We start from the raw sequence: 14680 nt of genomic DNA, 5'->3' as shown, positions 1-14680 counted from the left end.
CAAACCAGCGCGCAGCATCACCCGCCGACGGCTCCACTGCAAGGGAGGTGGCACAGGTGGATCCGTCGTTTGGCGGCATTGCCGCCGGCCGTTTGCCGCGCTATCTCAGGCGACCCGTTTTCCGGAGCCTGCCATGACCGAAATCGTCACCGCCGCCATGCTCGTCATCGGCGACGAGATTCTGTCCGGCCGCACCAAGGACAAGAACATCGGCCACCTCGCCGAGATCATGACGGCGATCGGCATCGACCTGAAGGAAGTGCGCATCGTTGCGGACGAAGAAGACGAGATCGTCGCTGCGGTGAATGCGCTGCGCACCCGCTATACTTATGTCTTCGCCACCGGCGGCATCGGCCCGACGCATGACGACATCACCGCCGATTCGGTTGCCAAGGCCTTTGGCGTGCCATGCGAATACGACGCCAAGGCCTACGCCCTGCTGGAGGCAAGCTACGCCGCCCGCGGCATCGAATACACCGAAGCGCGCAAGCGCATGGCGCGGATGCCGCGCGGGGCAGACCACATCGATAATCCAGTGTCGGTTGCGCCGGGCTTTCGCATTGGCAACGTCCATGTCATGGCCGGCGTGCCGGCGATTTTCCAGGCGATGCTCGACAATGTCGTGCCGACATTGCGGGCCGGCACCAAAATGCTGTCGGCAACCGTGGAATGCCCGTTCGGCGAAGGCCTGATCGGCGGGCCGCTGGGCGACATCCAGAAGGCGCATCCGGACACGATCATCGGCTCCTACCCGAAATATGGCGACGGCAAGTTCTGGACGGAACTGGTGGTGCGCGCCCGCAGCCAGCAGGCGCTGGACTCCGCACGCGCCGACGTAGAGGCTATGGTGGCTGGCTTGATCAAGGCAAGCCGAGTGGGCTGATCGGCCGGCCTGACGGAACCAGCATCGCGCAGTGACGTTTGTCACGAGTGGGATCGCCGTATGAAGTGAGGGACTGCCATGCGCTTCAAGACCATCGTCGCCATATTGCAGAATGAACCGGATGCCGAGCGCGTCCTCGATTGCGCGATCCCGCTGGCCAGCCGATTCCAGAGCCATCTGATCGGCATCCATGCCGAGGCGCTGCCCGTGCCCTACACCTCTGCCACCGGCTTTCCGGACACCGAGTTCCTGCAGGTTTCCGCCGACATGAACCGGGAGCGCGCCGAGAAGTTGCAGGCCGCCTTTCACAAGCGCATCGAGAATTCCGGCCTGTCGTTCGAGTGGCGCAGCCTCGAGAGTTTTTCCGGCGACAGTGCGCTGACCGGCATCTCGACCGTTCGCACCGCGGACCTGATCATCGCCGCGCAGCGCGAATCGGGCAGCGACCCGAGCGCCGACGTCGACACCCTGGTCTACGATGCCGGCCGGCCGGTGCTGGTGGTGCCGCATTCGGGTTCGCTGGTGACCAGCTTCAAGCATGTGCTGCTCGCCTGGAACGGCAGCAAGGAAGCCGCGCGCGCGGCCTTCGATGCCCTGCCCTTCATTATCGAGGCCGAAAAGACGGACATCGTCGTCATCGACCCGCCCGATACGCTCGACGAGGCGCCGGAAACAGCCGGCGCCGAGATCGCCGCCTCGCTGTCCAGGCATGGCGCGACCGTCAGCGTCTCGGTGCTGAGGTCCGGCGGCGCCTCGGTCGACGACATCATCCAGACCAGGGTCGCCGAGTCGGGTGCGGACCTGCTCGTGCTCGGCGCCTACAGCCATTCCTGGCTGCGCCAGCTGCTGTTCGGCGGCGTGACGCGAACGGTGCTGCGCACCGCACCCGTGGCGGCCTTTCTGTCGCGGTAGGTTCACAGGGATAGCTTTCCACGCCCCTTGCCAAGGCCAAGCCTTTCCAGTTAATTCCGCGCGCATTCCATGGTGTCTGCGCGCGATGCGCGCTTTGCGGAGTGCGCGAAAGATGTCCCTGCCCGAAAAAGCCTTCCCGGTCTCCTGGGACCAGTTCCACCGCGATGCGCGCGCGCTCGCCTGGCGGCTTGCCGGCGCCAACAAGGGGCAATGGAAGGCGATCGTCTGCATCACGCGCGGCGGCCTGGTTCCGGCGGCTATCATTTCGCGCGAGCTTGGCATCCGCATCATCGAGACGGTCTGCGTCGCCTCCTACCACGATTATACCAGCCAGGGGCAATTGCAGGTGCTGAAGGAGGTCACGCCGGCGCTGCTCGTCGATGACGGGGCCGGCGTGCTGATCATCGACGACCTCACCGACACCGGCAAGACGGCGGGCATCGTGCGCGCGATGATGCCCAAGGCGCATTTCGCCACCGTCTATGCCAAGCCGAAAGGCAGGCCGATGGTCGACACTTTCGTTACCGAGGTCAGCCAGGACACCTGGATCTATTTCCCCTGGGACATGGGCTTCACCTACCAGAAGCCGATCGCCGACGACCACGCCGGCTGATTCGCGGCAACGCCGCTTGATGCACCGAGTCCGCCCAGAGGACCTCCGCACACCGATAAAGGCGTGGCGCGACGCTGCTGCAGTCGCGCCATTAGGCTGAGATCGGCGCAGATTGACGGAATCTGGCCGATCCGTGAAACATTTTTTACTTTCATTGCTTATAATTAGCCGTAAGATTCGTGAGACGGCAAATGATTCTGGAAGCTGGGGCAAGCTTCTCCGATGTTGACGAGGCCAACGACGCACAACCATAAGGCCGAAAGGGTCCGGCGACTCTTAGGCGCGGTGCCGTACCGCCTGCAGGTTGCAGCCCTGCCTTGGCGCGATAGCGGGGACGGCGTCGAAATCATGCTGATCACCAGCCGCGATACCGGCCGCTGGGTGCTTCCCAAGGGCTGGCCGGAAGCAAAGGAGCCGCTTTGCGAGGCGGCGGCGCGCGAAGCCGGCGAGGAGGCCGGGCTGCGCGGCACGATCTCGCATCACGAGGCCGGCCGCTATTTCTATGCCAAGGTGCTGGATTCCGGCGAGGAAGTGCCGTGCGAGGTGCTGGTGTTCCCGCTGCAGGTCGACAAGGTCGCCGACCGCTGGAAGGAAAAGCGGGCACGCATCCGCAAGTGGGTCAGCGCCGCCGAGGCTGTGCGCATGGTCAACGAACCCGACCTCAGCCAGATCATCGCCCATTTCTGCGCGGATCCGCATCGGTTCTCCTGAGTCTCAGTCGAGCATAGCCTATCGCTCAGGTGCTGTGAACGTCGTTGCCGAAGCGCCTCCACCCAGAGCCGAACCTTCTTCGCTGCGCTCCGCTTCTATCCCCGTTATCCACATATGTGACACACAAGATGTTGGGGTCATAAAAGCTACGCAAACGAATCCTTGACGGCGCAAAACGAGTCGCCTTTTATAGGCCATGCGCTCCTGTTGAGAGTGCGACCGGAAAAGTTTCGAGGCCGGTCTTTTTCCCGGAATATGTGCGTTTTGAGCCGCATTCCCGCCTGTTTACGAGGCCGGCGAAGGCGTGGGATTTTGAAGCCTTGGGGGGCGAAAGGGGAGGATTGTCGGACTTGAATAAATTGTCTGTTAATACTATATTTAGTGTTTGCAGGTAGGTTCGACGCTAGATAATGTGAATTTCCCTCGATCGAGGGCGTTACAAAAAGTTTTCAGTTTTGAGGGACCCACAGGGTCCGTGAGCGCGTTGGACAGCGGCCTCGCAAGAGGTTCGACCGGCAGGGCGGCGGAGACTGTGACGATGAGAGCCGGCGGTTTTCGAACGCCGGCAGATGGCGGACATGCGCGTTTCGTCAGGAGGGCAGAAATCCTCTGGGAAAAGCGCTATATGTAGACAAAAGGGACCGGACCAATGCGCATCGAGCGTCGTTTCACCAAGCCAGGACAATCTGCCTATTCGGAGATCGAATTCCGCAAGGCGCTTTCGGAGATCAAGAATCCGGATGGTTCGGTGGTGTTCCGCTTGGACAACATCGACGTGCCGGCTCAGTTCTCCCAGGTTGCCGCCGATATCCTGGCGCAGAAATATTTCCGCAAGGCTGGCGTCCCGGCACGGCTGAAGAAGGTCGAAGAGACGCAAGTCCCCTCCTTCCTGTGGCGCTCCGTCGCCGACGAGGCTGAACTGGCCAAGCTGCCGGAAGCCGAGCGCTACGGTTCCGAGACCGACGCCCGCCAGGTCTTCGACCGGCTTGCCGGTACCTGGACCTATTGGGGCTGGAAGGGCGGCTACTTCAAGTCGGAGGAAGACGCGCGCGCCTTCCGCGACGAGCTCGCCTATATGCTGGCCACCCAGCGCGTCGCGCCGAACTCGCCGCAATGGTTCAACACCGGCCTGCACTGGGCCTATGGCATCGACGGCCCGAGCCAGGGCCATTTCTATGTCGACCCGTTCACCGGCAAGCTGACCAAGTCGAAGTCTTCCTACGAGCATCCGCAGCCGCATGCCTGCTTCATCCAGGGCGTGCAGGACGACCTCGTCAATGAAGGCGGCATCATGGATTTGTGGGTGCGTGAGGCGCGCCTGTTCAAATATGGCTCCGGCACCGGCTCCAACTTCTCGTTCCTGCGCGGTGAAGGCGAAAAGCTGTCGGGCGGCGGTCGTTCGTCGGGGCTGATGAGCTTCCTCAAGATCGGCGACCGCGCCGCGGGCGCCATCAAGTCGGGCGGCACGACACGCCGCGCCGCGAAAATGGTCATCGTCGACGCCGATCATCCCGATATCGAGGAATTCATCGACTGGAAGGTCAATGAGGAGCAGAAGGTCGCCTCGCTGGTCACCGGCTCGAAGATCGTCAAGAAGCATCTCGAAGCGATCATGAAGGCCTGCATCAACTGCGAAGGCAATGGCGACGATTGCTTCGACCCGGCGGTCAACACCGCGCTGAAGCGCGAGATCAAGGCGGCCAAGAAGGACGCGGTGCCGGAGAACTACATCTACCGCGTCATCCAGTTCGCCAGGCAGGGCTACACCTCGATGTCGTTCAAGACCTACGACACCGACTGGGATTCGGACGCCTATCTCACCGTTTCCGGCCAGAATTCCAACAATTCGGTGTCGCTGAAGGACGATTTCCTGCGCGCCGTCGAGCAGGACGGCGACTGGCATCTCACCGCCCGCAAGGACGGCAAGGTGCTGAAGACACTGAAGGCGCGCGATCTCTGGGAAAAGATCGGCTATGCCGCCTGGGCATCGGCCGATCCGGGCCTGCATTTCAACACGACGATGAACGACTGGCACACCTGCGCCTCGGCCGGTGCGATCCGGGCGTCCAACCCGTGCTCGGAATACATGTTCCTCGACGACACCGCCTGCAACCTGGCCTCGATCAACCTTCTGCCCTATCGCAACACCGACGGCACCATCGACATATCAGCCTACGAGCACACGGTGCGGCTGTGGACCATGGTGCTGGAAATCTCCGTCATGATGGCGCAGTTCCCCTCGAAGGAGATCGCCAAGCTTTCCTACGAGTACCGCACGCTCGGCCTCGGCTACGCCAATATTGGCGGCCTGCTGATGACCTCCGGCATTCCCTATGATTCCGACGAGGGCCGCGCCATCTGCGCCGCCCTCACCGCGATCATGACCGGCACGGCCTATGCCACTTCGGCCGAAATGGCCGCCGAGCTCGGCGCCTTCCCCGACTACGACCGCAACGCGCAGAACATGCTGCGCGTCATGCGCAACCACCGCCGCGCGGCCTATGGCGAAAGAGACGGCTATGAGAAGCTTGCCGTCAACCCGGTGCCACTGGTCGCCTCGGATCTCAAGCAGCAGGAGCTTGCCGAACATGCCAAGGCCGCCTGGGACCGCGCCATCGAGCTCGGCGAGGAGCATGGCTACCGCAACGCGCAGGCAACGGTGATCGCGCCGACCGGCACGATCGGCCTGGTGATGGATTGCGATACCACCGGCATCGAGCCCGACTTCGCGCTGGTAAAATTCAAGAAGCTGGCCGGCGGCGGTTATTTCAAGATCATCAACCGCGCGGTGCCCGAAGCGCTGCGTACGCTCGGCTATTCCGAGGCCCAGATCGCCGAGATCGAGGCCTATGCGGTTGGCCACGGCAATCTCAACCAGGCGCCGGGCATCAACCCCGGCTCGCTCAAGGCAAAAGGCTTTACCGACGAAAAGATCGCAGCGCTCAATGCGGCGCTGAAGTCGGCCTTCGATATCAAGTTCGTCTTCAACCAGTGGACGCTGGGTGCCGACTGGGTGAAGGAGACGTTCGGCTTCACCGATGAGCAGCTCAACGATTTCTCGTTCGAGATGCTGCCGGCGCTGGGGTTCTCGAAGAAAGACATCGAGGCCGCCAACATCCATGTCTGCGGGGCGATGACGCTGGAAGGCGCGCCGTTCCTGAAGGCCGAACACCTGCCGGTGTTCGACTGCGCCAGCCCGTGCGGCAAGATCGGCAAGCGCTCGCTGTCGATCAACAGCCACATCATGATGATGGCGGCGGCACAGCCCTTCATTTCCGGCGCCATTTCCAAGACCATCAACATGCCGAACGACGCAACGGTGGAAGATGCCAAGGGCGCCTACATGCTGTCGTGGAAGCTGGCGCTCAAGGCCAACGCGCTCTATCGCGACGGCTCAAAGCTGTCGCAGCCGCTCAACGCCTCGTTGCTTGCCGACGTCGAAGACGACGAGGACGAAGCCATCGAGCAGCTGATCGCGGCGCCGGCCGCGCAGCGCGCCGTGCAGGTGACCGAGAAGATCGTCGAGCGCGTCGTCGAGCGTCTCTACCGCGACCGCGAGAAACTGCCGAACCGCCGCAAGGGCTATACCCAGAAGGCGGTCGTCGGCGGCCACAAGGTCTATCTCAGGACCGGCGAATTCGATGACGGCCGCCTCGGCGAGATCTTCATCGATATGCACAAGGAAGGTGCCGCCTTCCGGGCGATGATGAACAACTTCGCCATCGCCATCTCGCTCGGCCTGCAATATGGCGTGCCGCTCGACGAATATGTCGAGGCCTTCACCTTCACCAAATTCGAGCCGGCTGGCATGGTGCAAGGCAATGACGCCATCAAGAACGCCACGTCGATCCTCGACTATGTCTTCCGCGAACTGGCCGTCTCCTATCTCGGCCGCCACGACCTCGCCCATGTCGACCAGTCGGACTTCGACAAGACTGCGCTCGGGCGCGGCATCAACGAAGGCAAGGCAACGCCCTTCTCCAAGGGCCTGACCCGCGGCGCCTCGCCGGTCAAGCTGGTGTCGGGCATGGGCGCCGAGCCGAAAGGCTTTGCGGGTTCCGGCTCCGGAACTCCAGCCCGGACCGCCCCGACCGCCTTCTCCGGCTCCAACGTGCTGACGCTGAAGCCGGCCAGCGACGAAGCCATCGCCTACAAGCGCGACTACGAGGAGCGCGCCAGGGAACTGGTCGAGGACATCGTCTACGCGGAAGCCTCCGACCCGACGGAGCTGTTCACCGACGAGGCCGCGAAAGAAGCAGCCGAAGCCAAAGCGCTCGCCGCCAACCGGCGCCAGCAATCATTGATGCAGGGCTACACCGGCAACGAATGCTCGGAATGCCATAACTTCACGATGGTGCGGAACGGGACTTGTGAGAAGTGCGATACTTGTGGGGCTACGAGCGGGTGTAGCTGAGACCAACAGCGCCTCACTGCAGCGGATCTGCGGCAGTGAGGTTTTTTTTCGAGGGAGCGTTTCACCTGCAGGTGAAAAAAGAAAGGGAATCAAAATGGCGGAAAAAACTCTGACGGCGTTTGGGTCCGCATGCCGGGAAATCAGAATGGCACGAAAGCTGCGGATGATTGATCAAGCAAAGGAGATCAAGTGCTCGCCTTCTTTTATCTCAGCTGTTGAGACTGGAGGAAAACAGGTTCCAGAAGGGTACGTTGAAAACTTTGGAAATTGGCTGAAATTGGACGTGATTACAAGAAAGCACTTACAAGCTCTCGCTGATGCTCGAATAAACGTTATTCGATTTACACCGATCAACAAAGAACGCGCCGCTCTCGCTAGAAGATTGTTTAGGAAGATCAACAAGATGTCTCCAGACGAGATTCGAAAACTTGATGCGGAACTTCCAGGAGACGAAAGATGAGCCACGACTATTGCGTGTCCGCCAAGAGCCGCGCTGATATTGAGATACTAGCAGCGGCATGGCGCCAAGCACTGCACATAGGAACGACTTGCCAAGCCCCTGATATGGCTAGTGTCCTTGAAAATGAAATGCCACGGCTTTTTGGCGATTTCGCACTTGTCGTGAAAGACGATCATCTTATGGACGATGCAGAAGGATATACCGAATTTGATCCGCCTCGCATTGTCTTGTCAGCAATAACATATCAAGCTGCAGCGGACTTCGAGGGCCGTGGCAGGTGGACGGCTGCGCACGAGCTGGGGCATTTGGTCCTTCACAAGTCTGCCGTTCCTCTGGATCGAGCTCCCAAACGATACTCTCAAATGAAGGAGTTACCTGCGTACGCGAGCGCAGAGTGGCAAGCTAACGCGTTTGCGGCCGCTTTTCTCATGCCGGAGACTCTAGTTCGCGATTTCACCGACATCTCGGAAATTGTGACGTTCTTCGCAGTCAGTCGGAAAGCTGCCGAGAACCGCCTCAAAACCCTTGGGATTTCAGAGCCAATCATAGTTCCGCATCAGGTCAAAGCGGCAATCGGACTGCTGCAAACCAAGGCTGAAGAAACACCAAAGCCGGCTCGTTAAGGCCGGCTTTGGATACCGCGAAGAAGCCGAAGCCCACGCGGGGCGAAGAGGTTTGATTTCCCTCTCCTGTAGCAAGGTTATTATAGGGGAATATCATTCTCGGAGTCGAGGTAGCTTTGGCGCATCACACCTATGAGAAAATGCAATGTCAGACAAAGAGCGTAAAACCTTCGACGTAGGCAGGGACTCCAAATCTGGTCATTTTGTGCCAGTGAAAGAGGCCGAACGCCGGCCTAGCACTACGACCGTTGAGCGAGTTCCGAAGCCCGGATACGGTGACACGAGAAACGAGCCGTCCAGGAAAAAATAAGCCGCTGCGTATATCGAGTCCCTTCTCCCCTAGTGGGAGAAGGTGGATCGGCGCGCAGCGCCGAGACGGATGAGCAAGGGGTGTTCCAGCTTGGCATAGAGGGGCACTTCGTCCTACACCCTCATCCGTCTTGGCGCTTCGCGCCATCACCGCCAAGCCCGTCTGAAGAGGTTGCGCCAGGAACACTGAACAGCATCCTCAAGCAGTCCGGTCTGAAGGAGCGATGACATGCGATACGCGGTGGTGATTGAAAAAGCCGGAAACAATTTTTCCGCCTATGTGCCGGATCTGCCCGGCTGCATCGCCACCGGTGCGGACGGTGCCTGAGGTTGAAGCCGAAATTCGTGACGCAATACGCTTTCATATCGAAGGCCTGCGGGCCGATGGGCTGGATGTGCCCAAAGCTGTCAGCCTGGCGGGATATGTAGAGGCGTAGAAGGTGCGATCTCCCCTTCTACCCTTGTGGGAGAAGGTGGCCTCGCGAAGCGAGGTCGGATGAGGGGTGCTCCAGCTTGGCACCGGCGGCGCTCCGTCCAACACCCCTCAACCGTCTCGGCGCTCCGCGCCGAGCCACCTTCTCCCACAGGGGGAGAAGGGAAGAGCGCGCTACCGCCAAGGCTGCAAACTCTCGTCCCGTGCGTAGGCGATGATGGTATCGCAGACGGCGTTCAGATCCCGCAGCACGTCATCGTTCCAGAAGCGCAGCACGCGAAAGCCCCTCGCCTTCAATTCGGCATCCCGCTCCCGATCATAGCCCGAATCCGCGTGCTGGCTGCCGTCGATCTCGACAATCAGCCTGCCCTCGGCGCAAACGAAATCGGCGATGAACCGGCCGACCGGGACCTGACGCCGGAATTTGATGCTGTCGAGCGTGCGTCCGCGCAGCTCATGCCACAGGCGGTCTTCCGCCTCGGTCGGCTCGCGTCGCATAGAGCGGGCGAAACGACGCTTGGTCGGCGCGACGGGCTGGTGCGGCATGGGACGAGGGTATCCAATCTGGGCATGACGTCCAAGGAATTTGAGACCAAGTGTGGAAAACCGAGCGCTATCCCTTCTCCCCTTGTGGGAGAAGGCAAGAGCTGCCGCTACTCCGCCTCGGCCACCATCTGCCTTCCACCAACCCAGTCGCGCCACGCCTTCTCATCGCCGTGGAAGACGTTGAGGTCTATGCGACCCCTTACCCCGTGCGACAGGCCGGAGCCGGAATATTGCCAGAACAGCCATTTGCGGTCGGGATAGACCTTTGATGGGTGCGCCGCCACGGCGCGCAGCCAGAATGGATAATCTGGGAAGGCGCCCCTGAGATTGTCACGGTAGAAGTCAGGCGCGGTGTAGATGATTGGGCGCTGGCCGTAGTAGCGCTCGAGCTTGTCCATGAACACCTGCATCTTCTCCAGCACCTTTTGCCGCGACGGGCGGCGCTTGCAGCTGGATTCGCCGTTCCACTCGACGTCGATCACCGGCGGCAGCGCGCCCTCGACCCTCGGCACATTGCGGATGAACCAGTCGGCCTGCTCGCCGGCGGTGCGGCACCAATAGAAGAAGTGGTACGCGCCGCGCTTGAGGCCGGCGGCTTCGGCACTACGCCAGTTCCTGGTAAACATCGGGTCGAGATGATCGCCGCCGTCGGTCGCCTTGATGTAGGCGAAGTTTGCGCCCTGGGCGCGCAGCTTTTGCCAGTTCACATTGCCCTGCCAGCGCGAAACGTCGACGCCGTGGACGGCAAGGCGCCTCGGCGAGGAGGATTTACCGAAATTGATCGGCTTGGCGTCGCGAAAACCATAGCGCGTGACCGGCTCGGCAAGCATCGCCGGTGCTGCGCGTGTCAGCCGCTTCGGCGGCGCCATCAGCGCGATCACCTCGGCCGGCGGATCGATGCTTTGGTCGGGTACGTCCATCGCGACCTGTTGTTCGTCCTGCTCCTGTTCCGCGAAGGCTGGCGCAGCATCAGTTTTCGCCACGGATGCCACCGGCGCGGGTGGCCGCACAACCGAGCTGGTGGTCTCACTGGACGGCACTTGCAGCGCATCGACGCCGGAGGTCGACGTGCAGCCGGCAAGGCACAGCGCTGCGACCGAGAAGATGACGACGCCTGATAACCGCATCTGGACCTGTACGCAAAACACAACAGACCGTAGGCAGGACAACGCCGCCGGACAAACCAAGCTGGATTCCTAACAAGAAACTACCAACAAAGTTTGAATCGAATTGTTAGGGCTTTGCATCGGGACGTTGGCCCGGACGGAGGTGCGCTATCCCCCGGCGTTCGGCCACCTGGCTGCCTCGCAATCCCGCTTGACAACTCACGGCATGAGATTAGTCTCCACTAATCTTACGGTGTAAGGCCATACTTGGGAGGAAGTCATGCAGCCCGCCGCCTTGTCAGAATTGCAGCCCGTAGCCCCGCCCGAGCCACACTCGCCCGCCATCGGGATCGACGAGATATCTGGCGAGCTCAGCCGCGTCATCGAACGCGCCGAGGTCGATGCCTGGCTCGACCTCTATCGCGCCGCCCCGGCAGACTTTGCCGCAAGGCAAGGCCTTGCCATCGCCGAAGATGGCGATCTCGTCTGGACCACCTGCACGACGATCCCGTTCATCCATTTCAACTGCGTCAAGAATCTCGGTGTCGATAGCGCAGCCACCGAGAGCCGGCTCGACGCGCTTCTGGCGCATTATCGCGACGCCGGCATTCTGCGGCCCTGGTTCTACACCAATCCACATACCGAGCCGGCGACGCTCAGCTGCTGGCTCGAGGCGCGCGGCTTGCAGCGTCAGGGCGGCTGGGAACGCATCTTTCGCGACGCCGCCCCATTGCCAGCGGAGCCGCTTTTCCCGACTGAGAACGTCTCGGTCGAGCGGGTGACGCCGGCAACGGCAAGGGAATGGGCCGGGTTCATCGACAGCCAATATCGGTTGCCGACCTCACCGTGGTTGCTGGCGCTGGCCGGCCGACGCGGCTGGCAGCATTACATGCTGCGGCGGGACGGCGCGGTGGCGGCGGTGCGCTCGATGTTCATCGGTGCCGACGGCATGGCCTGGAGCGGCATCGACGCGCCGGTTCCCGGCATCATGGCGCCGAGCTTCGACCTCGATGCAATGCTCGGCGAAGCGATGGTGCGCGACGGACTTGCGGGCGGTGCAAAACTGTTCGTGGCCGACATCGAGGCGCCGCAGTCCGAACGCGACGGGCCGGCCTACCGCAACTATGCACGCCTCGGCTTCAAGCTTGCCTATTTCCGCAGCCATTACAGCTATTTGCCGGCAAATTCCGGCTGACCGTTTCAAGACCCTAGCCGCACAGCCACAGCTTGTGGCAGGTCGTGGCCATCAGGTGGGCCGGCGGTACAAAACGATCGTTGACCGCCACATCATCGTCCGCCCGGCGGACCTTTTCCTCGAGCAGCGTACGAAGTTCTGCCGGCTGCACGCGGTCGCGCTCCATCACCAGCTTGATCATCGGATCGCTCAAGAGCTCGTCCAGGGTGTTGATGCTGTCGTTCATTCCGTCGCCTCCTCGACTGCCGCCCGCACGCAATAGATAGGCAGCAATGATGGCCCGCCAATGACGCTTTGCCGGCTATCTCGTGTCGCTTCGGATTAAATTTTGTCCAGATTTGACCTCAAGCCGGAGGTGGCGCGCCTTCATAGTGCGGCAGGCCGTCATCAATCTGCACCCAGGGCTGCTTCGAGGCGGTCCAGATATGCATCTCAGGCCTGAACACCGAGGGATCATCGAGCGAGCCGGTGGTGATGCCGATGATACCGGCGGAATCGCGTCGGGAAAACATCGTCGTGCCGCAGCGGGGACAAAAGCCGCGCTTGAGATCGGGCGAGGAATTCACCGTCGCCAGCGGTCCGTCGACCGTCACATCGTCGATGCGGAACAGCACGCGCGCGTTGAAGGCGGCACCCAGTGCCTTCTGGCACAGCCGGCAATGGCAGACGCGCTCATTGATCGGTGCCGCCTCGGCACGGTAGCGCACCGCGCCGCACAAACACCCGCCCTGATATCTTGCCATTACCCGCATCCCTGCCCTGTGAGGATAGGCGGCATACCTATCGATAGGCGTGGCAGCGTCAATTGAAAAGCTTTGATGGCGCCATCTATAGCTGTGATGCGGCCAATACACGATTGGCCGATGCGCCGGGCCAAGGCCCCATGGGCGAAATGCCGGCCATCTCGCGGAAGACGGCCGGCAGACAATTGACTGGGCGTCAGTTCGTTTCGTTGACGACCTCATTCCAGGTCTTGACCTTGGTCTCGCCATTGAGGAACGGCAGCGTGGCAGCTGTCAGTTCCGGCGCGAAGAACACGTCGTAGTGGGTGCGGTTCGGCAGGATCGCCAGGCGGTTTTGCGACAGGTTCTCGCGCATCCAGCCGGCGTCCTTCAACCCGCCGCCAAGCATCTGGTAGAACTTGATCTCGTGCTCGGGCCGGTACATGTCGCTGTCGCCGAACACCAGCATGACCGGCATTTTCAGCTTCGGCACGTCGGCGGAATAGTCGTAGTCCTTGCGCATATAGGCGCCGAGCTGGTCGAGCAGTTTCGGAAAATCCTCCGGATGCGGCGCGACCGCGACATAGGATTTGTACATCGGCGTGTCCGTCATCATGTCGGCCATCGCCGCGCCGACTTGTGCCTGCTGGCCACGCATTTCGGCGTAGAAGCCGTCCGCGGCGTAGCCGGTCGAGACCAGCACTAGGCGGCGCACCGTTTCGGGATGCTGCACGGCCATGCGGAAGGCGACGCCGCCACCCAGCGAATAACCCATGACGTCGATCTTGGCGTAGCCGAGTGCCTTGACGATCGCCGCCATGTCGTCGCCCATCGCCTCCAGGCTGAGCGGCCGGTCGCCGAGCGCGGTGCGGCCATGGCCCTGCAGGTCGACCCCGATCACGGTGCGGTTCCCGGTAAGCTTCGGCAGGATCGGCGCGAACATGTCGGTCGTGCCGAGACCGCCATGCAGCAGAAGCAGCGGCTCGCCCTTGCCATAGACGGCGTAATAATAGTTCAGGCCGTTGATCGGCAGCAGGCCGGATTTTTCCGGCGTCGGCAGTGTTGCGGTTGCGGTCGTCATGGCGGGCTTGGCCTCCTCTGCGTTGATGGTGCCCGGCGCGGCAAATAGCGCGGCGGCCGAGGCGAATATGGCGAAAAATACCGATCTGGACACGTCAGTCTCCCTCTCCCGTTTGCATCAAAGTCGCTTGGCGACCTCCTCAAGCTGTTCGGCGCACTGGCCCCAGCCCTCGTGAAAACCCATTTTCTCGTGCTGTTCGCGGTCGGCGACCGACCAATGCGCGACGCGGGCAATGTAGCGGGTCTTACCCTCGCCCTCGTCCTCAAAGGTCAGCACGACCGTCATGAACGGCTTTTCGGACGGCTCCCACGCCTTCGTATAGGCATCGGTGAAGACGAGCTTTTTGCCCGGTACGACTTCGAGGAAGATGCCTGGATTCGGGAACTCCTTGCCGTCGGGATCGGCCATGACGACAAGGGTGGAGCCACCGGTCCGCACATCCATTTCGGCGCGCGGCGTCATCCACGGCTTCGGCGAGAACCATTGCGTCAACAGCTTTGGCTCGGTCCAGCAGCGATAGACGTTCTCGTGCGGCGCATCGATGATGCGGGCGAGAACCAGCTCGCGATCGGAGTTGGGGGCGATGTCGAGCTTGGTGGTCATGATGTTTCCTCACACGTCGGTTTTGGCTTCCGTGTCTAGGACGAACCGACAAGACGCAAGCCGACACCG

At 61.6% G+C, this 14680-nt stretch carries 14 protein-coding genes and 1 pseudogene; 9 read left to right on the top strand and 6 right to left on the bottom strand.

The window, feature by feature from the left end:
• Nucleotides 1-133 precede the first annotated feature (133 nt).
• The 8 genes and pseudogenes from NKJ15_RS24930 (at nt 134) to NKJ15_RS24895 (ending at nt 9362) form a co-directional block, all read left to right on the top strand.
• Nucleotides 134-883 carry a competence/damage-inducible protein A gene (locus NKJ15_RS24930; protein WP_352818172.1) on the top strand — a complete coding sequence of 250 codons (750 nt, stop codon included), beginning with the start codon at nt 134-136 and terminating at the stop codon, nt 881-883.
• 78 nt (nt 884-961) lie between these two features.
• The gene (locus NKJ15_RS24925) at nt 962-1795 is read left to right on the top strand and encodes a universal stress protein (RefSeq protein ID WP_352474045.1); all 834 of its coding nucleotides are present in this window, start codon (nt 962-964) and stop codon (nt 1793-1795) included.
• 112 nt (nt 1796-1907) lie between these two features.
• A complete protein-coding gene (gpt, locus tag NKJ15_RS24920; RefSeq protein WP_352474044.1) occupies nt 1908-2408 on the top strand; it encodes a xanthine phosphoribosyltransferase in 501 nt (166 codons plus the stop codon).
• A 222-nt stretch (nt 2409-2630) separates the two neighbouring features.
• Nucleotides 2631-3119 carry an NUDIX hydrolase gene (locus tag NKJ15_RS24915; protein ID WP_352818169.1) on the top strand — a complete coding sequence of 163 codons (489 nt, stop codon included), beginning with the start codon at nt 2631-2633 and terminating at the stop codon, nt 3117-3119.
• A gap of 649 nt (nt 3120-3768) precedes the next feature.
• Entirely contained in the window at nt 3769-7533 is a 3765-nt protein-coding gene (locus tag NKJ15_RS24910; RefSeq protein ID WP_352818167.1) for a vitamin B12-dependent ribonucleotide reductase, read from the top strand.
• 145 nt (nt 7534-7678) lie between these two features.
• A complete protein-coding gene (locus NKJ15_RS24905) occupies nt 7679-7993 on the top strand; it encodes a hypothetical protein (RefSeq protein ID WP_352724718.1) in 315 nt (104 codons plus the stop codon).
• Nucleotides 7990-8616, top strand: a complete 627-nt coding sequence (locus NKJ15_RS24900; protein WP_352818163.1) for an ImmA/IrrE family metallo-endopeptidase — start codon at nt 7990-7992, stop codon at nt 8614-8616. Before NKJ15_RS24905 ends, NKJ15_RS24900 begins: the two co-directional genes overlap by 4 nt.
• A gap of 538 nt (nt 8617-9154) precedes the next feature.
• Nucleotides 9155-9362, top strand: a pseudogene (locus tag NKJ15_RS24895) (type II toxin-antitoxin system HicB family antitoxin).
• A 170-nt stretch (nt 9363-9532) separates the two neighbouring features.
• On the opposite strand, the gene NKJ15_RS24890 reads toward NKJ15_RS24895, so the two are convergent.
• Together NKJ15_RS24890 and NKJ15_RS24885 are read right to left on the bottom strand one after the other, a co-directional pair.
• Nucleotides 9533-9904, bottom strand: a complete 372-nt coding sequence (locus NKJ15_RS24890; protein WP_352818161.1) for an endonuclease domain-containing protein — start codon at nt 9902-9904, stop codon at nt 9533-9535.
• 107 nt (nt 9905-10011) lie between these two features.
• Entirely contained in the window at nt 10012-11031 is a 1020-nt protein-coding gene (locus tag NKJ15_RS24885; RefSeq protein ID WP_352818159.1) for a glycoside hydrolase family 25 protein, read from the bottom strand.
• A 259-nt stretch (nt 11032-11290) separates the two neighbouring features.
• Between NKJ15_RS24885 and NKJ15_RS24880 the strand changes: the two genes are divergently transcribed.
• Nucleotides 11291-12205, top strand: coding sequence for a hypothetical protein (locus tag NKJ15_RS24880; RefSeq protein WP_352818156.1), 915 nt, complete (start codon nt 11291-11293; stop codon nt 12203-12205).
• Between the two features lie 13 nt (nt 12206-12218).
• Here the strand turns inward: NKJ15_RS24880 and NKJ15_RS24875 are convergent, their stop codons facing one another.
• From NKJ15_RS24875 to NKJ15_RS24860, 4 genes are all read right to left on the bottom strand, one after another.
• Nucleotides 12219-12431, bottom strand: a complete 213-nt coding sequence (locus tag NKJ15_RS24875; RefSeq protein ID WP_023717422.1) for a hypothetical protein — start codon at nt 12429-12431, stop codon at nt 12219-12221.
• Between the two features lie 118 nt (nt 12432-12549).
• A complete protein-coding gene (locus tag NKJ15_RS24870) occupies nt 12550-12948 on the bottom strand; it encodes a GFA family protein (RefSeq protein WP_352474034.1) in 399 nt (132 codons plus the stop codon).
• Nucleotides 12949-13144: 196 nt separating this feature from the next.
• Complete coding sequence (locus NKJ15_RS24865) at nt 13145-14101, bottom strand: alpha/beta fold hydrolase (protein ID WP_352818153.1); 957 nt, start codon at nt 14099-14101, stop codon at nt 13145-13147.
• 24 nt (nt 14102-14125) lie between these two features.
• On the bottom strand, nt 14126-14611 hold the full coding sequence (locus tag NKJ15_RS24860) for an SRPBCC family protein (protein ID WP_352620675.1): 486 nt from the start codon (nt 14609-14611) through the stop codon (nt 14126-14128).
• Nucleotides 14612-14680 lie beyond the last annotated feature (69 nt).

The organism is Mesorhizobium sp. M0207, assembly GCF_040321995.1.
Taxonomy (GTDB): domain Bacteria; phylum Pseudomonadota; class Alphaproteobacteria; order Rhizobiales; family Rhizobiaceae; genus Mesorhizobium.
The sequence above is the reverse complement of the archived record's forward strand: the minus strand, read 5'-3'. Positions and strand labels throughout refer to the sequence as shown.

Bases quoted from the DNA above. Each gene is read 5' to 3' on its own strand.
- NKJ15_RS24910 (WP_352818167.1), top strand. From the start codon at position 3,769: ATGCGCATCGAGCGTCGTTTCACCAAGCCAGGACAATCTGCCTATTCG.
- NKJ15_RS24870 (WP_352474034.1), bottom strand. From the start codon at position 12,948: ATGGCAAGATATCAGGGCGGGTGTTTGTGCGGCGCGGTGCGCTACCGT.
- NKJ15_RS24890 (WP_352818161.1), bottom strand. From the start codon at position 9,904: ATGCCGCACCAGCCCGTCGCGCCGACCAAGCGTCGTTTCGCCCGCTCT.
- NKJ15_RS24860 (WP_352620675.1), bottom strand. From the start codon at position 14,611: ATGACCACCAAGCTCGACATCGCCCCCAACTCCGATCGCGAGCTGGTT.
- NKJ15_RS24875 (WP_023717422.1), bottom strand. From the start codon at position 12,431: ATGAACGACAGCATCAACACCCTGGACGAGCTCTTGAGCGATCCGATG.
- NKJ15_RS24915 (WP_352818169.1), top strand. From the start codon at position 2,631: ATGTTGACGAGGCCAACGACGCACAACCATAAGGCCGAAAGGGTCCGG.
- NKJ15_RS24925 (WP_352474045.1), top strand. From the start codon at position 962: ATGCGCTTCAAGACCATCGTCGCCATATTGCAGAATGAACCGGATGCC.
- NKJ15_RS24880 (WP_352818156.1), top strand. From the start codon at position 11,291: ATGCAGCCCGCCGCCTTGTCAGAATTGCAGCCCGTAGCCCCGCCCGAG.
- NKJ15_RS24885 (WP_352818159.1), bottom strand. From the start codon at position 11,031: ATGCGGTTATCAGGCGTCGTCATCTTCTCGGTCGCAGCGCTGTGCCTT.
- gpt (WP_352474044.1), top strand. From the start codon at position 1,908: ATGTCCCTGCCCGAAAAAGCCTTCCCGGTCTCCTGGGACCAGTTCCAC.
- NKJ15_RS24930 (WP_352818172.1), top strand. From the start codon at position 134: ATGACCGAAATCGTCACCGCCGCCATGCTCGTCATCGGCGACGAGATT.
- NKJ15_RS24905 (WP_352724718.1), top strand. From the start codon at position 7,679: ATGGCACGAAAGCTGCGGATGATTGATCAAGCAAAGGAGATCAAGTGC.
- NKJ15_RS24900 (WP_352818163.1), top strand. From the start codon at position 7,990: ATGAGCCACGACTATTGCGTGTCCGCCAAGAGCCGCGCTGATATTGAG.